Source organism: Curtobacterium citri, from assembly GCF_030362955.1.
Classification (GTDB): domain Bacteria; phylum Actinomycetota; class Actinomycetes; order Actinomycetales; family Microbacteriaceae; genus Curtobacterium; species Curtobacterium citri.
This window is the reverse complement of the sequence record NZ_JAUCML010000003.1, coordinates 204,483-223,762: the sequence shown is the minus strand read 5'-3', so window position 1 is coordinate 223,762 and position 19,280 is coordinate 204,483. Positions and strand designations below refer to the sequence as shown.

Annotated in this window: 19 protein-coding genes; 15 read left to right on the top strand and 4 right to left on the bottom strand. The window is 72.9% G+C overall.

The window, feature by feature from the left end; translation table 11 throughout:
• The first annotated feature begins 15 nt into the window (after nt 1-15).
• Nucleotides 16-1,119, top strand: coding sequence for a GNAT family N-acetyltransferase (locus QUG92_RS05900; RefSeq protein WP_289458044.1), 1,104 nt, complete (start codon nt 16-18; stop codon nt 1,117-1,119).
• On the top strand, nt 1,116-1,838 hold the full coding sequence (locus QUG92_RS05895) for an alpha/beta hydrolase (protein WP_289458043.1): 723 nt from the start codon (nt 1,116-1,118) through the stop codon (nt 1,836-1,838). The genes QUG92_RS05900 and QUG92_RS05895 overlap by 4 nt, the downstream gene beginning before the upstream one ends.
• Before the next feature lie 74 nt (nt 1,839-1,912).
• Here the strand turns inward: QUG92_RS05895 and QUG92_RS05890 are convergent, their stop codons facing one another.
• Nucleotides 1,913-3,259, bottom strand: coding sequence for an APC family permease (locus QUG92_RS05890; protein ID WP_289458041.1), 1,347 nt, complete (start codon nt 3,257-3,259; stop codon nt 1,913-1,915).
• Nucleotides 3,260-3,447: 188 nt separating this feature from the next.
• On the opposite strand from QUG92_RS05890, the gene QUG92_RS05885 reads away from it, so the two are divergent.
• The 3 genes from QUG92_RS05885 to budC all read left to right on the top strand — a co-directional run bounded on the left by QUG92_RS05885 (nt 3,448) and on the right by budC (nt 7,719).
• Nucleotides 3,448-4,197, top strand: a complete 750-nt coding sequence (locus tag QUG92_RS05885; protein ID WP_289458039.1) for an HAD family hydrolase — start codon at nt 3,448-3,450, stop codon at nt 4,195-4,197.
• 40 nt (nt 4,198-4,237) lie between these two features.
• Nucleotides 4,238-6,748 carry a glycoside hydrolase family 65 protein gene (locus QUG92_RS05880; protein ID WP_182045313.1) on the top strand — a complete coding sequence of 837 codons (2,511 nt, stop codon included), beginning with the start codon at nt 4,238-4,240 and terminating at the stop codon, nt 6,746-6,748.
• A 203-nt stretch (nt 6,749-6,951) separates the two neighbouring features.
• Nucleotides 6,952-7,719 (top strand): meso-2,3-butanediol dehydrogenase, encoded by a 768-nt coding sequence (gene budC, locus QUG92_RS05875; RefSeq protein WP_289458036.1) that lies wholly within the window; start codon nt 6,952-6,954, stop codon nt 7,717-7,719.
• A gap of 16 nt (nt 7,720-7,735) precedes the next feature.
• Here budC and QUG92_RS05870 read toward each other — a convergent pair whose 3' ends face one another.
• Entirely contained in the window at nt 7,736-8,251 is a 516-nt protein-coding gene (locus tag QUG92_RS05870; protein ID WP_289458035.1) for a DUF1697 domain-containing protein, read from the bottom strand.
• A gap of 97 nt (nt 8,252-8,348) precedes the next feature.
• Between QUG92_RS05870 and QUG92_RS05865 the strand changes: the two genes are divergently transcribed.
• From QUG92_RS05865 to QUG92_RS05855, 3 genes are read left to right on the top strand one after another with little or no spacing between them, the layout of a single operon-like run.
• Nucleotides 8,349-8,921, top strand: a complete 573-nt coding sequence (locus QUG92_RS05865) for an ArsR/SmtB family transcription factor (RefSeq protein ID WP_289458034.1) — start codon at nt 8,349-8,351, stop codon at nt 8,919-8,921.
• Complete coding sequence (locus tag QUG92_RS05860) at nt 8,918-10,222, top strand: MFS transporter (RefSeq protein ID WP_289458033.1); 1,305 nt, start codon at nt 8,918-8,920, stop codon at nt 10,220-10,222. The genes QUG92_RS05865 and QUG92_RS05860 overlap by 4 nt, the downstream gene beginning before the upstream one ends.
• Nucleotides 10,215-10,679: a hypothetical protein gene (locus QUG92_RS05855; RefSeq protein WP_182045318.1), complete on the top strand. Its 465-nt coding sequence runs from the start codon at nt 10,215-10,217 to the stop codon at nt 10,677-10,679. The genes QUG92_RS05860 and QUG92_RS05855 overlap by 8 nt, the downstream gene beginning before the upstream one ends.
• 123 nt (nt 10,680-10,802) lie before the next feature.
• Here the strand turns inward: QUG92_RS05855 and QUG92_RS05850 are convergent, their stop codons facing one another.
• Nucleotides 10,803-12,275: an NCS2 family permease gene (locus QUG92_RS05850; protein ID WP_289458032.1), complete on the bottom strand. Its 1,473-nt coding sequence runs from the start codon at nt 12,273-12,275 to the stop codon at nt 10,803-10,805.
• A gap of 152 nt (nt 12,276-12,427) precedes the next feature.
• Between QUG92_RS05850 and folE the strand changes: the two genes are divergently transcribed.
• The 5 genes from folE (at nt 12,428) to QUG92_RS05825 (ending at nt 16,166) form a co-directional block, all read left to right on the top strand.
• On the top strand, nt 12,428-13,063 hold the full coding sequence (gene folE / locus QUG92_RS05845) for a GTP cyclohydrolase I (RefSeq protein ID WP_289458031.1): 636 nt from the start codon (nt 12,428-12,430) through the stop codon (nt 13,061-13,063).
• Nucleotides 13,060-13,992, top strand: a complete 933-nt coding sequence (gene folP, locus QUG92_RS05840) for a dihydropteroate synthase (RefSeq protein ID WP_289458030.1) — start codon at nt 13,060-13,062, stop codon at nt 13,990-13,992. Before folE ends, folP begins: the two co-directional genes overlap by 4 nt.
• The gene (locus QUG92_RS05835; RefSeq protein ID WP_182045321.1) at nt 13,989-14,729 is read left to right on the top strand and encodes a pyrimidine reductase family protein; all 741 of its coding nucleotides are present in this window, start codon (nt 13,989-13,991) and stop codon (nt 14,727-14,729) included. The genes folP and QUG92_RS05835 overlap by 4 nt, the downstream gene beginning before the upstream one ends.
• Nucleotides 14,730-14,851: 122 nt before the next feature.
• On the top strand, nt 14,852-15,505 hold the full coding sequence (locus QUG92_RS05830; protein WP_289458029.1) for an HAD-IA family hydrolase: 654 nt from the start codon (nt 14,852-14,854) through the stop codon (nt 15,503-15,505).
• A gap of 115 nt (nt 15,506-15,620) precedes the next feature.
• A complete protein-coding gene (locus QUG92_RS05825) occupies nt 15,621-16,166 on the top strand; it encodes a type 1 glutamine amidotransferase domain-containing protein (RefSeq protein WP_182045323.1) in 546 nt (181 codons plus the stop codon).
• Nucleotides 16,167-16,279: 113 nt separating this feature from the next.
• Here QUG92_RS05825 and QUG92_RS05820 read toward each other — a convergent pair whose 3' ends face one another.
• Nucleotides 16,280-16,840 carry a molybdenum cofactor biosysynthesis protein gene (locus QUG92_RS05820; RefSeq protein ID WP_289458027.1) on the bottom strand — a complete coding sequence of 187 codons (561 nt, stop codon included), beginning with the start codon at nt 16,838-16,840 and terminating at the stop codon, nt 16,280-16,282.
• A gap of 135 nt (nt 16,841-16,975) precedes the next feature.
• On the opposite strand from QUG92_RS05820, the gene QUG92_RS05815 reads away from it, so the two are divergent.
• Both QUG92_RS05815 and QUG92_RS05810 read left to right on the top strand, forming a co-directional pair.
• The gene (locus QUG92_RS05815; protein ID WP_289458026.1) at nt 16,976-18,562 is read left to right on the top strand and encodes a DNA-3-methyladenine glycosylase 2 family protein; all 1,587 of its coding nucleotides are present in this window, start codon (nt 16,976-16,978) and stop codon (nt 18,560-18,562) included.
• Nucleotides 18,559-19,110 carry a methylated-DNA--[protein]-cysteine S-methyltransferase gene (locus QUG92_RS05810; RefSeq protein WP_289458025.1) on the top strand — a complete coding sequence of 184 codons (552 nt, stop codon included), beginning with the start codon at nt 18,559-18,561 and terminating at the stop codon, nt 19,108-19,110. Before QUG92_RS05815 ends, QUG92_RS05810 begins: the two co-directional genes overlap by 4 nt.
• Nucleotides 19,111-19,280: the final 170 nt, after the last annotated feature.

Below are 19,280 nucleotides of genomic sequence, written 5' to 3'. Positions count from 1 at the left end.
CGGTACCGTCGATCCGTGACGATCGAGCTGCGCCGGGTGACCGCCGAGGACTGGGCCGTCTGGCGCCCGGTCCGCCTCGCCGCCCTGGCCGACGCCCCACAGGCGTTCGGCTCCCGCCTCGGCGACTGGCAGGACGCGCCGGAGCACCGGTGGCGCACACGGCTGTCGCTGCCGGGAGCGGTCGACCTGCTCGCGGTCGAGGACGACGACGTCGTGGGGATGGCGAGCGGGGTCCCGGACGCGGACGACCCAGCACTCGCCGAGCTCGTCTCGATGTGGGTCGCCCCGGACGCACGTGGCCGGGGGACCGTCGCACTCCTGGTGGACGCGATCGCCCGGTCGCTCACCGCGCAGGGTGTGGAGCAGCTCGAGCTGTCCGTGATGCCCGACAACGACCGCGCCCGTCGAGCCTACGAGCGCATCGGGTTCACCGCGACGGGCACCCTCGGCGACCGGCTGCCGGACGGTCGGTACGAGACGGTCATGCGCCGCGACCTCACCGCCGAGCGCACGCTCCTGGCCTACGAGCGCGGCGCCGACCGCTACACGGATCGGACCGACGACCACCGCGCGGGGCTGGTCGACGACCTGCTCGCCCTCGTGCCCGCCTGCGCCCGCGTCCTGGAGCTCGGCTCCGGCCCCGGGCGTGACGCCGACGCACTCGAGTCGGCGGGCCTGCGCGTCGACCGCACCGACGGCAGCGTCGCGTTCGTGGACCGCCTCCGCTCGGCTGGACACGACGCCCGCGTGCTCGACGTCCGCCGTGACGGCTGGGGCGGCCCGTACGACGCCGTCTTCGCGAACGCCGTCCTGCTGCACGTCCCGCGGTCGGACACCGGTGCCGTGCTCGAGCGCGCACGAGACGCGGTCCGGCCCGGCGGGATCCTCGCGGCGACCGTGAAGCGGGGCGACGGCGACGGCTGGAGCGATCGCGGGCTCGACGACCCTCGGTGGTTCACGTACTGGGACGAGGACGCCCTCGCCGCTGCCGTCACGAGCGCCGGGTGGGCAGCCGTCGACGTGCGCGAGACCACCCGCCCCGGCGCCGAGGAGCGCTGGCTGACCGTGACGGCCCGTCGGCCGGAAGGGGACCGTCCGGACGAGGAGGACCGACCGTGAACCGTGCACTCCGCTGGACCGCCTGGGTCGTCGCCGTCGTGGTGCTGCTCGCGCTCGTGTTCCTGGTGTACGCGAACATCGTCATGCAGGGCACCCGGAGCGCCGCGCTCCAGGTCTGGCGCGACGACCGCGTGGCCGTCCGCGACGCCGGCGACAGCGTCGTGATGACCCCGACCGGGACCGCCGACGGCACCGGGATCGTGTTCATCCCCGGTGCGAAGGTCGACCCGTACGCGTACCTGGCGACGTTCCGGCAGGTGGTCGCGAGCGGCACGACGGTCGTCATCACGAAGCCGACGCTCAACCTCGCGTTCTTCGACACCCGTCCGCTGGCGACGTTCGAGGCGCACGCCCCCGATGTAACGACCTGGGCCGTCGGCGGGCACTCGCTCGGCGGGGTCCGCGCGTGCCAGCTCGCCCAGGACGCCGACGGGCTGCTGCTGCTCGGCAGCTACTGCGCGAACGACATCGCCCGCTCGTACGTCCAGGTCCTCAGCGTCTCCGGCTCCCGTGACGGCCTGTCGACGCCGGAGAAGGTCGCCGCCGCACGTGACGAGCTCCCGTCCACCGCGCGGATGGTCGAGATCGAGGGAGCGAACCACGCCGACTTCGGTGCGTACGGCGACCAGCCGGGTGACCGGATGGCGACGATCTCGCGCGAGGACGCTCGCCAGCAGATCAGCGCGGCGATCGATGACTGGGTGCGCACGCTCCGCTGACGCGACCGAACGGACGGGAGGCGCGGTGCCAGCCGGCACCGCGCCTCCCGTCCGTCAGGTGGTCCCGCGACCGCTCAGTGGATGCGGCCCGCCTCGTGGTCGCGACCGCTGCGGCGGCCCGTCGCCCGGGCGACGAAGTACAGCACCACGCCGACGGCGAGCAGCAGCGCCGCGTACAGCCAGACCTGCCCGCTCTGCTGCGTCAGCAGCAGCACGCAGGACGCGACGCCGAGCACCGGCACCCACGTCCACACCCGGAAGTGGTCGTGCTCGACCCGGTCCTTCCGCAGCACGAGGACGGCGATGTTCGTGCTGATGAACACGAACAGGAGCAGGAGCACCACGGTCTCGGCGAGCGTGCCGACGTCCCCGACCAGGGTGAGGGCCATCGCGACGACCGTGGTGGCGACGATGGCGACCCACGGGGTCCTCCGGTTCGGCAGGACCTTCGCGAGCAGGGCGGGCAGCAGTCGCTGCTCGGCCATGCCGTAGGTCACCCGGCTCGCCATGATCATGGTGAGGAGCGCGCCGTTCGCCACGGCGACCAGGGCGATGAGGCTGAACACCCAGTCGGGGACCGGGACGCCGGTGGCCGACACCACGGCCAGGAGCGGACCGCTCGACCCGGACAGCTCCGACGCCGGCAGGGCGATCGAGCTCGCGAGGGCGACGAGCACGTAGACGACACCGGCGGTGGCGAGGGACCCGAACAGCGCGCGGGGGTAGACGCGGCGGACGTCGCGGACCTCCTCGGCGATGTTCGCCGAGGTCTCGAACCCGACGAACGAGTAGTAGGCGACGATCGCGGCGCTCAGGGTGGCCAGCGCGGGGTTCGCCTCGGCGGGGAAGGCGCCGATGCGCGCGACGTCGCCGCCACCGCCGCCGAGCATCACCGCGACGACCACGATGACGATCACGAGACCGGACACCTCGATGATCGTCATGACGACGTTGCTCCGCAGCGAGTCCGAGATCCCGCGGGCGTTCAGGCACGCGACGAGCGCCAGGAACACGATCGCGGTGGGGACCGGCGGCACGTCCACGAAGGTGCCGAGGTAGTCGCCCGCGAAGGCCAGCGACAGGCCCGCGGCGCTCGTCACGCCGGCGGCCAGCATGCTGAAGCCGACCAGGAACGACACGATCGGCGTCTTGTAGGCCCGCTCGGCGAACACCGCGGCGCCGCCGGCCTTCGGGTACTTCGTCACGAGCTCGGCGTAGGAACCGGCGGTGAGCAGGGCCAGCAGCAGCGCGAGGACCAGCGGTGCCCAGAGCGCCCCGCCGACGTCCTTCGACAGGGTGCCCATCAGGGCGTAGATGCCGGCGCCGAGCACGTCGCCGAGGATGAAGAGGAACAGGAGCGGGCCGGTGATCGCCTGCTTGAGCTTCGAGCCGGAGGGCTCGTGCGTCGTGGTGGTGCTCATGGTGGTGCCTTCCGTCGCGGTCGACGCTCCGCGGGTGGTGGTGCAGGCCCTCCCGGAAGGTCCACCGTGCGCGGTCGGCTCCCGGGTGGACGGTTCTCCACGGGTGCCCGGCGAGCCTGGGCGTCCGCGCTGGAGCGGTCCTAGACTCGACCGGAGCCGAACCGACCACCGCGAGCAGAGGAACCCCGATGACGACGCCGGACCGGCACACCCCAGCGCGACTCGCCGACACGCGAGCGCTCCTGTTCGACCTCGACGGGGTCCTCACCCCGACGGCGGACGTCCACATGCGCGCGTGGAGCCGCCTCTTCACCCCGTTCCTGGCCGAGCACGGCGTCGCGCCGTACACGGAGCAGGACTACTTCGACCACATCGACGGCAAGCCGCGGTACGACGGCGTCCGCTCACTGCTCGAGGCGCGCGGCATCGACCTGCCGCAGGGCACGCCCGACGACGCCCCGGGCAGCGACACCGTCTGCGCGCTCGGCAACCGGAAGAACGCCGAGTTCACCGCCGAGTTGACCGAGCACGGCGTCGAGCCGTACCCGGGTTCGCTGCGGTTCCTGACGGCGGCGATCGACGCGGGCATGCGGGTCGCCGTCGTGTCGAGCTCCGCGAACGCCACGCAGGTGCTCCGCACCGCGGGCATCCTCAACCGCTTCCCCGTGGTCGTCGACGGGCTCGTCGCGCGGCAGGACGGCCTGGCCGGCAAGCCCGCGCCGGACACCTACCTCGACGCCGCCGCCCGGTTCGACCTGACCCCGGCGGAGTGCGTCGTGGTCGAGGACGCCACGAGCGGGGTCGAAGCCGGTCGGAACGGTGTCTTCGGGCTCGTCGTCGGCGTCGACCGCGGCGCCGGTGCCGACGCCCTGCGCGAGCACGGTGCCGACGTCGTCGTGCGCGACCTCGCCGAGCTCGTCGACCAGCTCCCGGCCTGACCTCCCCGAGACACCCACCCCTCCCCACGGAGAGAACCGCATGAACCCCATCACCTCGGACCCCCTCGACCGCGTCCGCTACCCGGTCGACGAGTGGGCACTCGTCGAGACCGAGTACACGCCGGACGAGCAGGGCGTCGCGGAGACGAACTTCGCCGTCGGCAACGGGTACCTCGGCCTGCGCGGCAACCTCGACGAGGGCCGTGGCGGCGTGCAGTACGGCACGTACGTCAACGGCTTCCACGAGACCTGGCCGATCCGGCACGCCGAGGACGCCTTCGGCTTCGCCAAGACCGGGCAGACCATCATCAACGCGCCGGACGCCAAGGTGATCCGGCTCTACGTCGACGACGAGCCCCTCGTCCTGGCCGAGGCGGACATCCTGCGCCACACGCGGCGCCTCGAGTTCCGCGGCGGGTACCTCTACCGCGAGACCGAGTGGTCGACGCCGTCCGGCAAGCGGGTGCTCATCCGCGCGCGCCGCCTGGTGTCCTTCACCGACCGGCACCTCGCCGTCATCGACTACGAGGTGACCGTGCTCGACGGGGACGCCTCGATCCTGCTGTCCAGCCAGATCCTGAACCGTCAGGACGTGCAGGACGAGTACCACGCCGGCATGCGTGCCGCGGCGAACGCCTTCGACCCGCGCAAGGCCGAGGCGTTCACCGAGCGCGTGCTCGACCCCAAGCTCAAGCGCAGCACCGGTGGGCGTTCCCTGCTCGGCTACCAGGCGTCGAGCTCCGGCATGACGATCTGCGTCGGCGTCGAGCACCACCTGGAGACCGAGAACCACTGGGACGAGGCCTCGTCGATCGACGACGACCTCGCGAAGCACGTCTACCGGATCCAGGCCCGTCGTGGCGTCCCGATCCGGCTCGTGAAGCACATGGTGTACCACACGTCCCGCGGCGTGCCGGCCCGCGAGCTCGCCGACCGCTGCGACCGCACGCTCGACCGCGCCCGCGCCGAGACGGTGGAGGAGACGTTCGCGAAGCAGCGCGCGTGGATGGACGACTACTGGGTCCGCAGCGACGTCGAGATCCCGGGGCAGCCGGCGATCCAGCAGGCCGTGCGCTGGAACCTCTTCATGCTCGCCCAGGCGACCGCCCGCACCGACGGGCACGGCATCGCCGCGAAGGGCGTCACCGGCTCCGGCTACGGCGGCCACTACTTCTGGGACATGGAGATCTACGTCCTGCCGTTCCTGTCGTACACGGCGCCGATCGTCGCCCGGAACGCCCTGCGCTTCCGCTACAACATGCTCGACTCGGCACGGTCGCGGGCGCGCGAGCTGAACCAGCGCGGTGCGCTCTTCCCGTGGCGGACGATCAACGGCGAGGAGTCGAGCGCGTACTACGCAGCCGGCACCGCGCAGTACCACATCGACGCGGACATCGCCCATGCGCTCATGCAGTACGTCCGCGCGTCCGGGGACACCGACTTCCTGAAGCGCGGCGCGATCGACATCCTGGTCGAGACCGCGCGGCTCTGGTCGGACCTGGGCTTCTGGCGGTCGAACGGCGACAAGAAGTTCCACATCGACGGTGTCACCGGCCCGGACGAGTACACGACGGTCGTCGACGACAACCTCTACACGAACGTGATGGCGCGGGCGAACCTGTGGTTCGCGGTCAACGCCACGCGGCAGCTCGCCGTCGACGACCCGGAGGAGTACGGCCGGATGGTCCGGCGCACCGGGCTCGACGACGCCGAGGTGACCGACTGGGAGCACGCCGCCGAGTCGATGGAGATCCCCTTCGACCCGCACCGTGGCATCCACCCGCAGGACGCCCAGTTCCTCGACAAGGAGCTCTGGGACCTCGAGAACACGCCGGACTCGAAGCGCCCGCTGCTGCTGCACTACCACCCGCTGGTCATCTACCGGTTCCAGGTGCTCAAGCAGGCGGACGTCGTGCTCGCGCTGTTCCTCCAGGGGCACGAGTTCACGGCGGCCGAGAAGCGCCGCGACTTCGACTACTACGACGCGCTCACGACGGGTGACTCGACGCTGTCCGCCGTCGTGCAGTCGATCATGGCGGCCGAGGTCGGCTACCACGACCTGGCCGCGCAGTACTTCCTCACCGCGCTCTACGTCGACCTGGCGGACCTGCACGGCAACACCTCGGACGGCGTGCACATCGCGTCGACCGGCGGCATCTGGGGAGCGCTCGTCAACGGCTTCGGCGGCATGCGCGACCACGGCGGCCGCATGACGTTCAACCCGCGGCTGCCGATGGACTGGGAACGCCTGACGTACCGGATCCAGGTGCACGGCTCGCGTGTCCGCGTCGACCTCGAGGAGGACACGATGACGTTCACGGTCGAGACCGGCGAGGGCTTCTCGGCGTGGGTGCACAACCAGCAGTGGGACATCACCGCCGGTGCACCCACCGTCGTGCCGATGCCGCACCACGGTCCGCGCATGACCGGGCACGCCCCGACCACGAGCGACATCCAGGGCACGCTGCGGGCGGACGGGTCGGTGATCACGGCGTCGATCCCGATGATCTCCCTCGACCGGGACTTCGACGTCGACGAGACGACGGCCTGACGGCCTGACGACGGCCCGCGGACTGACGCCGGCCGGGAGGCGCGGTGCGGGTCGGACCCGCACCGCGCCTCCCGGCCGGTGCGGGTCGTTTGCCCCCCTCCGGCTCCACGCGCGTCCAGCCGGCACCGGGCACCGTGGTCTCCCGTGCCCCCGGGCCGACGGCGTCTCCTGCGGTACACACCGTGCAACGAGAGGAGACACCCATGGACGAGCGCTTCACAGGCAAGGTCGCGATCGTGACCGGAGCGGGATCGGGGATCGGCGAGGCCACCGCCCGCGCCTTCGTGGACGAGGGCGCCGACGTGCTGCTCGTCGACAGCGTCGAGGAGAAGGTCCGGGCCGTCGCGGACAGCCTGCCGACCGGTCGTGCGGTCGCGCTGCAGGCCGACGTCGCCGACCCGGCAGCGTGGGAGACGATCGTCTCGGACGCCGTCGACCGGTGGGACCGGATCGACGTGCTCGTGAACAACGCCGGCACCTTCACCTCCGGTGACATCACCGACATCGAACCCGACGAGTGGCGACGCGTGATCGACACCGACCTGTCGAGCGTGTTCTTCGGCACGCGGGCCGCGCTGCCGTTCCTCCGCGAGACGAAGGGCTCCGTCGTGAACACCTCGTCGGTCTCCGGGATGGACGCCGACTGGCGGATGAGCCCGTACAACGCGGCGAAGGGCGGCGTGACGAACTTCACGAAGGCCGCCGCTCTCGACAACGGGCAGTTCGGCGTGCGGGTGAACGCGGTCGCTCCCGGGCTGATCTGGACCGACATGACACAGCAGCAGGCCGAGGACGAGGAACTGCAGCACGCCTTCGCCGAGCGGGTGTCGCTCGGCCGGGGCGGGCGCTCGGAGGAGGTCGCCGCGGCGATCCTCTTCCTCGCCAGCGACGCGGCGAGCTACATCACGGGTGCGGTCCTGCCGGTCGACGGCGGCACCACCGCGAGCAACGGGCAGCCCGCGCAGTCCTGAGGTCGCGCCCCGCGGCTCACAGGAGCCTGTGGAGGGTGTTCGTGTTGCGGGTCGTCGTCGTGCGCTTGAAGCGCGCCGCGGCGGCCCGTCTCGCGAAGACGGTGTCGGTGCTCGAGCCCTTCGGGCACGACCAGTACACGACGCCGTCCCCGCGGGCGACCCGCTCGACCGTCTCGTCGAGCGCGAGGTCGGCCACCAGGTCGTCCAGGACGGTGTCGTCGGACCCGAACACGACGTAGTCGTGGCGGTCGGCGTCCGAGGGGAACGGGAAGGCGTCGACCACGGCGGCCAGGGCCCCGTGCGGGACGAGGACTATCCACGCGTCGTACCCGAAGCGGTCACCCAGGCCCTGCTCGATCGCACCCTTGATGCTCGCGGCGTCGCCGTCGGCCGTGAACACCACGTTGCCGGACGCGAGCACCGTCCGGACGTCCCCGTACCCGAGACCGCGGAACAGTGCCGCCAGGTCCGCGCTCCGGATCGTGATCCCGTTCACGTTCGCCCCGCGCAGCAGCGCGATCCACCCGGCCATGTCGGAACCGTAGCGCGCGTCGGTGACGCAGGGCGAGCCTCCCGACAGATCCACAAGCATTGTTGCGCAACGCGTCTTGTGCATCTACGGTCGAGGCATGGACGTGCAGCGACTCGACGACGCGGCGCAGATGCGCGCGCTCGCCCACCCGACCCGGCTGCGGCTCGTGGGTCTCCTCCGGACGGGTGGGCCGCAGACGGCCGCGATGCTCGGCGACCAGGTCGACGAGGCGCCGGGGACGATCAGCTACCACTGCCGGCGGCTGGCGGAGGCGGGCTTCATCGAGCCCGCCCCGGAGATCGGCACCGACCGTCGCGAGCGGTGGTGGCGGGCGGTCGCGCAGCACACGTCCTGGAACCTCGCCGACGCGTTCGACGACCCGGACCGGATGCTCGCCGCGACCGCACTCGACCACACCGTCGCGCAGGCGTACGCCGCGGAGTACACGGCGTTCATCGACGCCGTGCCGGCGCTCGGGCGGGAGTGGGTCGCGGCCTCGAACAGCAGCGACCGTGCCCTCCGCCTGACGGTCGACGAGCTGCGGGCCCTCGGCGCGGAACTGCAGGGCGTGCTCGACCGGTGGGAGACGGTCAGCGCCGACCACGAGCCGGGCGACGGGTCCGAGCGCGTCACCGCCGTCGTGCAGAGCTACCGTTCGGCCCGACCGTGAACGCGCACTGGCGACTGCGGTCGCTCCTGGCGGTCCAGGTGGTGTCGCGGACGGGCAACGTCGCGACGACCATCGCCGTGCCCTTCGTCGTGCTGTCCCGCGGCGGGTCGGCGACCGACGTCGGGATCGCAGCGTTCGCGGCCACCGTCCCCATCGTGCTCGGGGGCGCGTTCGGCGGCGTCCTCGTCGAGCGCTTCGGGTTCGTGCGGTCGAGCGTCGCATCGGACCTCGTCAGCGCGGTGACGCTCGTCGCGATCCCGCTCCTGGCGTGGACCGTCGGTCTGCCGAGCTGGGCGCTGCTCGCGCTCGTGTTCCTCGGCGGGCTCTTCGACACCCCGGGGGAGTCCGGCCGCCGGGTCCTGCTGCCCGGCCTGGCCGATGCGGCCGGGATCCCGCTCGAGCGGGCGGTCGGACACTTCGAGGCGTCGGTGCGCTTCTCGGTGCTGCTGGGCGCCCCGGCCGCAGGGCTCCTCGTCGGGGCGGTCGGACCGCTGCCGGCCCTCGCGGTGACGGCCGCGGTGTTCACCGCTGCGGCGCTGCTCGCGGTGCTCACCCTGCGCGGTGCCACGGTCGCGCCGGCGACGGAGGACACTCCGGTCGAGCCCTCGGCCGGGTACTGGCGGGACCTCGGTGCCGGGCTGCGCTTCTGCGCGCGCGACCCCCTGTTCCGGCTGGTCATCGCGCTCGTGCTCGTCACGAACCTGCTCGACGCGGCGCGGTCCACGGCCCTGCTGCCGTTGTACGCGGACCGGTTGCTCGACGGCGCGCAGTCGCTCGGCATCGTCAGCGGGACCTTCGGTGGTGCCGCATTCCTCGGGTCCCTCGTCTTCGGGTACGTGGCGCACCGGGTCCCGAGACGGATCACCTTCGTGGTCTGCTTCGCCCTCGCCGGTGGGCCGTCGCTCGTCGTGCCCGCGCTCGGGCTCGGGCTGCCCTGGGTGCTCGGCGCGTGCGTGGTGTCCGGGCTCGCCGCGGGCGCGCTCAACCCGATCCTCGGTGCCGTGGAGCTGGAGCGGATCCCGGCGGCGATGCGCGCGCGGGTCTTCGGGCTGTTGTCGGCGGGCTCGTGGGCGGGGATCCCGCTCGGCGGACTGTTCGGCGGCATCGCGGCGGACGGCATCGGGGTGACGACGACGTTCTGTGTGGTCGCCGTCGTCTACACGGTGGTGACGCTGTCGCCGTTGCTCGGTGGGAGCTGGCGGCTGATGGAGCGGCCGCGGGTCGCATCGGCCGGGGAACCGGGACCCGCACTCGCTCGGAGCGGGTCGAGGAACGCTCCGGTAGACGAGGGGCATGACTGACGAGCGACACGACGACGGCCAGGGTCCAGACGACGCACACGTGGTGCCCGAGGGGGTGTCCGAGGCGACCGTCGAGGCCCTCGGCACGCTGTCGGCCGCGCTCGAGGTGCTCGAGCACGCGCGCGGGCTCCTCTACGGGTTCCACCGGCTCACCGGCACCGCCGACCTGAACCTCGGCGACGCCGTCGAGCAGCTCCGGAAGGCCGGCCACACCGAGCTCGCGGAGCGGATCGACACCGAGCTGGTGGGGCGCAACGTGATCGACGGGCGGTGGACGTTCCAGATCGTCGAGGACTACGACGACAACTACTACGCCCTCGCGAAGGAGCTCGAGCAGACCGCCCGCGACCAGCTCGTGGGCGGGAAGCGCCACCTGTTCGAGGCGAGCATGAAGGAGGACCGGCGCACCCCGGGCCGTCGTCGCCACGAGGCCAAGCCGGCGGACGTGTCGGACTGACGCCGTGCCTCCCGGCCGGGGCGGCAGGACGCCCCGTTGCATGCGAGACGCCCCCTTGCACACGAGACGCCCCCGGATTCGGGGGCGTCTCGCGGATGCAGGGGTGTCTCGGCAGGCGCGTGCCTACCCGACGCCGAGCAGCGCCTCCAGGGGCCCGCGCGCGAAGTACAGCAGGAAGCCGGCGGCGACGACGTACAGGAGCCACGAGACCTCGCGGCCGCGGCCGGACAGCAGCTTGATGAGCACCCAGCTGATGAAGCCGGCGCCGATGCCGTTCGCGATCGAGTAGGTCAGCGGCATCACGACGATCGTCAGGAACGCCGGCAGCGCTGCGCCGAAGTCCGTCCAGTCGATGTCCTTCACCTGCGCCACCATGAGCGCACCGACGACGACGAGCCCGGCGGCCGCGACCTCGAGCGGGACGACCTGGGTCAGCGGCGTGAGGAACATCGACGCCAGGAACAGCAGTCCGGTGACGACCGAGGCCATGCCCGTGCGGGCGCCCTCGCCGATGCCGGACGCCGAGTCGATGAAGACCGTGTTCGACGACACCGAGGCACCGCCGCCGGCGATCGCACCGGCACCCTCGACGACGAGCGCCGACTTCAGCCGCGGGAACGTGCCGTCGGGCTTCGCGACGCCGGCGGCCTTCGCGAGACCGGTCATCGTGCCCATGGCGTCGAAGAAGTTCGTGAAGACGAGCGTGAAGACGAGCATCGACGCGGCGATCGGACCGATGCGGGTGAACGCACCGAAGACGTCCGCGTGCCCGACGAGCGACAGGTCGGGGACCGCGAAGAACGCGCTCGGCAGCCCCGGGGCGTTGAGGTTCCACCCGGTGGGGGAGTCGACCGAGGTGGGCACCTGGGAGATCGCCTGCAGGATGATCGCGACGATCGTCGTGCCGACGATGCCGATGAGCAGCGCGCCCTTCACCCGGCGCGCCATGAGCGTCCCGATGACGACCAGGCCGATCAGGAACACGATGGTCGGCAGGGCGGCGATCGAGCCGTCCTCGCCGAGCTGCAGCGGCGGCGAGGCGTTCTTCGTGGTCCGCACGAAGCCGGAGTCGACGAGCCCGATGAAGGCGATGAACAGACCGATGCCGACCGTGATGGCGGCCTTGAGCTGTGCGGGCACGGCGGTGAAGATCATCGTCCGGATGCCGGTCAGCGCCAGGACCACGATGACGACGCCGTTGATGACGACGAGCCCCATCGCCTCGGCCCACGTCACCTGGTGCACGACGCTCACGGCGAGGAACGAGTTGATCCCGAGGCCCGCGGCGATACCGAACGGCAGGTTCGCGATGAGGCCCATCGCGATCGTCATCACGCCGGCGACGAGACCGGTCGCGGCGGCGACCTGCGCGTTCTGCAGCCAGCCGCCGAGGACGTCCTGTGGCGCCTGGTCCTGGCTGAACCCGCCGAGGATGAGCGGGTTGAGGATGACGATGTACGCCATCGTCACGAAGGAGACGAGGCCACCACGGACCTCGCGGGGGATGCTCGATCCGCGCTGCGTGATGGAGAAGAAGCGGTCGAGGCCGGATGCGAAGCGGTTGCGGGGCGGGGTGTCGGTCTGCTGGGCGCTCACCGAAGGAGTTTACAGAACGCTGGGAGCGCGGCGCGTCGCCCTGGTAGGCCGGTCACCCGTCCGGCCGGGAGGCGCGGCCCACCCGGGCGCACCTCGGCACCTCCGGCAGGTGGTCGCGCTCTGCCGCCAGACCGACGGTGTTGGATGGTCGCGTGAACGAACGCCTGGACCGCGTGCGCATCGAAGCCGCCGTGCGCGAACTCCTCCTCGCCGTCGGTGAGGACCCGGACCGCCCCGAGCTCGAGCGCACGCCGGCCCGGGTCGCGGACTCCTACGTCGAGTTCTTCGCCGGCATCGGGGTCGACGCGACCGCGATCGCCCGGTCCGGAGCGGTGCACTCGGAGGACGGGGAGCGCGGGCAGCTCGTCGTCGTCCGCGACGTGCGGTTCCGATCGATGTGCGAGCACCACCTGCTGCCCTTCACCGGTGTCGCGCACCTGGCGTACGCGCCCGGGCAGCAGCTCATCGGACTCGGGACGCTGTCGCGCGTGCTCGATGCCGTCGCCTCGCGGCCGCAGCTGCAGGAGCGCCTGGGGGAGCAGGTCGCCGAGGCCGTGGCGGAGGGGCTCGACGCCGCCGGGGTGCTCGTCGTGCTCGACGCCATCCACCAGTGCGTGACCGCCCGCGGCGAGCGGCAGTCCGGGTCGTCGACGGTCACCGTGGCGGCGACCGGGACCCTGGCGGACGCGGCGGGGCGGGCCGAGGCGATCGCGCTGATCGGGGCGGGCGTCGGCGCTGCCGCTGGTACCGGGCACGACCACGCAGCCGACCACGGGGCGGACGCGTGACGAGCGAGCAGCGCACCCCGAGCCTCTCGGCCGACCGACCGGGCTGGGTCGTGCCGGACCTGCGCGACCCGGTCCGCACCATCGGTCGGCGCACCTTCGACTTCGACCACCGCATCGCCGTCATGGCGATCGTGAACCGCACACCGGACTCGTTCCACGACGAGGGCGCCACCTTCGCGCTCGACCGCGCCGTCGAGGCCGCCGTCCGCGCAGCCGAACAGGGGGCGGACTGGGTCGACATCGGCGGGGTGAAGTTCGCGCCCGGCCCGGAGCTGTCCGCCGAGGACGAGATCGACCGGGTCCTGCCGGTCGTGTCACAGCTCGCCGAGCAGTCCGACGTCGTGATCTCGGTCGACACGTTCCGGCCCGAGGTCGCGGCGGTGACGATCGCCGCCGGCGCCAGCGTCGTCAACGACACCACCGGCCTGTCTGACCCGCGGATGGCGTCCGTGGTCGCGGACTCCGACGCGACCATCGTCATCACGCACTCGACCGCGCCACCGCGCCAGGAGCTGCCGACGCCCCCGACGTACGACGACGTGACCGGCTCGGTCGTGGACTTCCTGCGCGAGCGGGTGGACCGGGCGCTCGCCGCGGGCATCCCGGAGTCGCGGATCGTGGTCGACCCCGGGCACGACCTCAACAAGAACACCGTGCACACGCTCGAGCTGACCCGGCGGCTGCCCGAGGTCGTCGCGCTCGGCTACCCGGTGCTCGCCGCGGTGTCGAACAAGGACTTCGTGGGGGAGTCCCTCGGGCGCCCCCGCGGTTCGCGGCTGTCCGGGTCGCTGGCCGCCGCCACCGTCAGCGCGATGCTCGGGGCCCGGATCGTCCGGATGCACGACGTCGTCGAGAGCGTCGACGCGATGCGCATGGTCGAGGCCGTCCTCGGCTGGCGCGAGCCCCTGGAAGCGAGGCACAACACGTGACCGTCCTGCCCCCGTCGATCGCGGACCTGTCCGACGACGACCTGCTCGACCACTACACGGACGGCGTGCCGGACGGCCCCTGGCTGCGCGTGAACTTCGTGGCCACGCTCGACGGCTCGGCTTCGGCATCGGGTCGCACCGCATCGCTCGGCGGCGATGACGACCTGCGCGTGTTCGACCTGCTCCGCCGCGTGGCCGACGTGGTGCTCGTCGCCGCGGGCACCGTGCGTGACGAGGAGTACGGGCCGATGGTGCTGCGCGACGAGGACGTCGCGTGGCGTCGGGAGCACGGCATGCCGGACCACCCGGTGTTCGCGATCGTCACGAACTCCGGGTCGCTGGACGCGTCCTCGCGGGTGTTCACCGAGGCGCCGGTGCGGCCGGTCGTGCTGACCTCGGCGGACGGGGCCGCGTCGTCGTCCGGACGGGCCCTGGCGTCGGTCGCCGACGTGGTGGAGTGCGGTCCCGCCGCTGTCGACGTGGGTGCGGTGCGGGACGCCCTGGCTGCTCGGGGCCTCGACCGGATCCACTGCGAGGGCGGGCCGTCGTTCCTGGGGGCGCTCGTCGCGGCGGACGCGGTCGACGAGCTGACGCTGACGATCGACCCGTCGCTCGAGGGCGGCGAGGGACCACGGATCGCGACGGGTTCGTCGCCGGAGCTCCGGCGGATGCGGCCGGTGCACGTGCTGCTCGGCGACGGCGGGGTGCTCCTGACGCGGTGGGTGCGTGCGCGGTAGGTGCCGGCGCGCGTGCTGGTGCGGCTCGCGTGGCCGAGCCTCGGCGTGGCGGACGAGACTCGCGGCGCGTGGCCCGAGTCTTGTCCGCCTGGCCGAGTCTCGCGGCGGCTAGGGTCGGGCGTGTGATCGACGTCGTGGTGTCCGGGGTCCTGTTCGACATGGACGGGACGCTCGTCGACTCGACCACCGTGGTCGAGGCCGCGTGGAGCCGCTTCGGCGCCGAGCACGGCATCGACCCGGCCGAGATCCTCGGGTTCTCGCACGGTCGGCAGACGATCGACACCGTGCAGCGCTTCCTGCCGCACCTGACGCCCGACGAGCAGCGCGTGATCGTCGACACGATGATCGCCGCCAAGATCGACTACACCGAGGGGATCGTCGAGGTGCCGGGCGCCGGGGCCTTCGTGCAGCGCCTGGTCGACGCAGGCGTGCCCGTCGCCCTCGTGACCAGCGCCCCTCGGGAGCTCGCGGTGAAGCGGATGATCGCAGCCGGCGTGCCCGTCCCCGAGGCCCTCGTACCGTCGGAGGACGCCGAGCGCAGCAAGCCGCACCCCGAGGGGTACCTGCGCGGCGCCGCCCTGCTCGGGGTCCCGGCCGACCGCTGCCTGGCGTTCGAGGACGCCCCCGCCGGGGTGGAGGCCGCCGTCGCCTCCGGCGCGACCACCGTCGTCGTCTGGACGCTCGAGGCGCCGGTCACCGCGGGGCTGCCGCGCATCGCGGGGTACGACGGACTCGAGGTCACGCGCGAAGGATCCGCTTTCCGCATCCGGGGCTGAACGCCGGCTCCGGACTGCGAACACCTCCAGCCGCACCCGACGACCGTGGAGTCCGCGGTCGGAACCCTCGACCGCTGGTGCGGCCGGACGATCCCGGCCCGGAGAAGGAGCGACCATGGCAGCCCTCGACGGCAAGAAGATCCTCGTCATCGCGACGAACTACGGCGTGGAGCAGGACGAGATCGTCGTCCCCACCGACCAGCTCCGTGAGCGCGGCGCGGACGTGACCGTCGCCGGTCAGGAGTCCGGCTCGATCGAGACCCTCGTCGGCGACAAGGACCCGGGCAAGTCGGTGTCCGTCGACACCACCATCGGCAGTGTCGACGGCGCCGGTGACTACGACGCGCTCGTGGTCCCCGGTGGCACGATCAACGCGGACACCATCCGCCAAGACTCCGACGCGGTCGCGCTCGTCAAGGCGTTCGCCGAGGCCGGCAAGCCCGTCGCGGCGATCTGCCACGGCCCGTGGACCCTCATCGAGGCCGGTGTCCTGCAGGGCAAGACCATCACCTCGTTCCCCTCGCTGCAGACCGACGTCCGCAACGCCGGTGCCGAGTGGGTCGACCAGGAGGTCCAGGTCGACGGCGGCCTGATCACCTCGCGCAACCCCGACGACCTGCCGGCCTTCGTCGACGCGATCGAGCAGGCGCTCACCGCCTGACGCACCGACCCCTCCGCAACACGCAACGTGGGCGGTTCCTCGCAGCGGAATGACGCTGCGAGGAACCGCCCACGTTGCGTTTCGCGGGACCGCGAGCGGAAGCGGGGCGGGGCTCAGCGCGCGACCGGACGGGCCGTCCGCAGGACCGCGGGACCGAGGGCGAGCACGCCGTCGGACTCGGGGTCGCAGCGCACACCGCCCCGCCCGCGCATCGCCCGGAAGGCGCCGGGAGCCACCTCGTGGTCCATCCACGCGCACGGGTTCGCCGGGCGGTACCCCCGGAACAGCACGGGCTCCTCGCGGGGCACCTGGAGCGAGAACGGCTCGCCCCGGAGCGCCTCGACGTCGGCGCCGCGGAGGACCACGTTGCGCCGGGTCGCAGCGGGGTCGACCGTCGTGCCGAGCGCGCGCCCGACGTCCTCGAGGCCCTCCACACCGATCACGGTGACCGTGGCGTGCACGTGCGCCCGGGCGGCGAAGTACCGGTCGCCGACGATGCCGAGGCCGGCCCGCACCGCGACCCGGTCGCGCAGCTCCGGCCCGTCCGCGGGGAGCGCCCCGTCCGCCGGCCGCCCCTCGTAGCGGTGCCGCGGGGACACGAGCAGCACCACCACCTCGACGTCGGTGCGGTACGGCAGGTCGGCGGGCCCGGCCACGTCGTCGACGGAGGTCACGGTGCCCACGGTAGTCGCGCCTCCCGACCGACCCCGCTCACCACCCGCCCCCGCTCGACCGACCCGCCCGCCGCCCGCCGCTGCCGTGTCCGATTCCCGCCAGTGCCTGTCGGTCGCCCGTGCCAGGCTGGCCGCGTGACCGACCCCGCACCGCCAGAGGCCCACCGCGCCGCGCTCCACGCCGAGCGGTACCGCGCCGTCGCCTCGCGGGACGCCCGCTTCGACGGGCAGTTCGTCACCGCCGTGCACTCCACCGGCATCTACTGCCGCCCGAGCTGCCCCGCCCGCACCCCGCGGACCGAGGGCGTGACGTTCTACCGGACGAGCGCCGCCGCCCACCTCGCCGGGTTCCGCGCGTGCAAGCGCTGCCTGCCCGAGGCGTCGCCCGGCAGCCCCGAGTGGGACCTCCGCGAGGACGTCGCCGGCCGCGCCGTCCGACTCGTCCTCGACGGGGTCGTCGAGCGGGAGGGTGTGCCCGGCCTCGCCGCACGCGTCGGCTACTCCGAGCGGCAGCTGGGGCGAATCCTGACCGAGGAGCTCGGTGCCGGACCGAAGGCCCTCAGCCGCGCCCACCGCGCCCAGACGGCGCGCACGCTCCTGACCTCGTCCGACCTGCCCGTCGCCGACGTCGCCTTCGCCGCGGGGTTCACCAGCGTCCGCCAGTTCAACGACACGGTGCGCGAGGTCTTCGCCCTCACCCCCACCGAGCTCCGTGCCCGACGGACGGCCGCGCCGACGACCGCCGACGACGGCTGGCTGCACGTCCACCTGCCCGCCCGACCGCCGTTCGACCTGCAGGGCATGCTCGACTGGCACGCGCTCCACGCCCTGCCCGGGCTCGAGCACGTCGACCGCGACGCGACGGGGCGGGTCACCGCGTACGGTCGCCTGCTCACCCTGCCGGGAGGCCCGGCCCGCTTCACCGCCTCGGCCCCCGTCCCCGGCACGGCCGGTTCGGGCGCGGGGCGCCCCGGACTCGCCCTCCGCGTCCGGCTCACCACGCTCTCCGACCTCCCGACGCTCGTGGCGAGGGTGCGTGCCCTGTTCGACCTCGACGCCGATCCGGTCGCGGTCGACGCCGTCCTCGGCACCGATCCCGTCCTCGCCCCGGCCGTCGCCCGCGTCCCGGGCATCCGGCTGCCGGGCGCGGTCGACGCGCACGAGGTCGTCTTCCGCACCCTCATCGGCCAACAGGTCTCCGTCGCCGCCGCCCGGACCGCGCAGACCCGGCTCGTGACGGCGCTGGGCGAGGCGGTGGACCCGGCGCTGGCCGAGGGCGGCCTGCTCTTCCCGACCGCCACGGTGATCGCCGACAGCGGGCACGAGGTCCTCCGCGGCCCGGCCGCCCGCGTCGACACGATCCTGCGCGTCGCGGGCGCGCTCGCCGACGGGTCGCTCGTCGTCGACGGCGGACAGTCGCTCGCGGACCTGCGCGCCGGGCTCCTCGCGGTGAAGGGCATCGGACCCTGGACCGCCGACTACGTGGCCCTGCGGGTGCGGCACCACCCCGACGTCTTCCTGCACAGCGACCTCGCGGTACGCAACGGTGCACAGGAACTCGGGCTGCCCGGTGGCGTGCGCGAGCTCTCCCTACGGTCGGAGCAGGTGGCGCCGTGGCGGAGCTACCTGACGATGCACTGCTGGCGTCCGATCGTCGACCGCGCGAGCGCGACGGCCGAGGCGGCGGCAGCCACGACGAACCACCAGGAGGACGAACGATGACCCCAACGACGACGACGACGGGACGGCCGGCCGGGACCGACACGGCGACCCTGCAGACGCTGGACACCCCCGACGGGCCGTTCTCGGTGCTCGAGGACGGCGAGGGGCGCGTGCTCGCCTCCGGGTGGACCGACGACCCCGCGCGGCTGCTCGGGCGGTTGGCCGTCCGGCACCGGCCGGAGCGGGTCACCGAGGGGCGGGTCGCCGCGGCCGACGCGGTCGACGCCTACTACGCGGGCGAGGTCGAGCACGCGATGCAGGTGCCGGTCCGGCAGCACGGTACGGAGCTCTTCACGGAGGGCTGGCGGCAGCTCCGCGCGGTCCCGGCGGGCACCGTCCTGACGTACACCGAGCTCGCGGCCGCGATGGCCCGGCCGGACGCCGTGCGGGCGGCGGCGAGCGTCTGCGCACGGAACGCCCCCGCACTCTTCGTGCCGTGCCACCGGGTGCTCCGCTCGGACGGTACCCTCGGCGGCTTCGCCTGGGGGCTCGACGTGAAGCGCTCGCTCCTCGAGCGGGAGTCGGTCGGCGTCACCGCACTCGTGTGACACCGGTCCGTTCGGCACGACCCATGTGACCGCGGCCGGTCGGCCGGTCGGGTGCTGGAGCGCTCCCCCTCATTGCGGGTGGTGACGGGCGAGACCCGGGCTGCCATGCTCGGGGTACCGACCCGCACGGTCCGTCCCGAGGACCCGACGCAGCGCCGTCGCACCACCTC

Excerpts from the sequence above, each read along its gene's own strand:
- QUG92_RS05880 (WP_182045313.1), top strand. The coding sequence starts at position 4,238 with ATGAACCCCATCACCTCGGACCCCCTCGACCGCGTCCGCTACCCGGTC.
- budC (WP_289458036.1), top strand. The coding sequence starts at position 6,952 with ATGGACGAGCGCTTCACAGGCAAGGTCGCGATCGTGACCGGAGCGGGA.
- QUG92_RS05865 (WP_289458034.1), top strand. The coding sequence starts at position 8,349 with ATGGACGTGCAGCGACTCGACGACGCGGCGCAGATGCGCGCGCTCGCC.
- QUG92_RS05870 (WP_289458035.1), bottom strand. The coding sequence starts at position 8,251 with ATGGCCGGGTGGATCGCGCTGCTGCGCGGGGCGAACGTGAACGGGATC.
- QUG92_RS05890 (WP_289458041.1), bottom strand. The coding sequence starts at position 3,259 with ATGAGCACCACCACGACGCACGAGCCCTCCGGCTCGAAGCTCAAGCAG.
- QUG92_RS05810 (WP_289458025.1), top strand. The coding sequence starts at position 18,559 with ATGACCCCAACGACGACGACGACGGGACGGCCGGCCGGGACCGACACG.
- QUG92_RS05885 (WP_289458039.1), top strand. The coding sequence starts at position 3,448 with ATGACGACGCCGGACCGGCACACCCCAGCGCGACTCGCCGACACGCGA.
- QUG92_RS05825 (WP_182045323.1), top strand. The coding sequence starts at position 15,621 with ATGGCAGCCCTCGACGGCAAGAAGATCCTCGTCATCGCGACGAACTAC.
- QUG92_RS05855 (WP_182045318.1), top strand. The coding sequence starts at position 10,215 with ATGACTGACGAGCGACACGACGACGGCCAGGGTCCAGACGACGCACAC.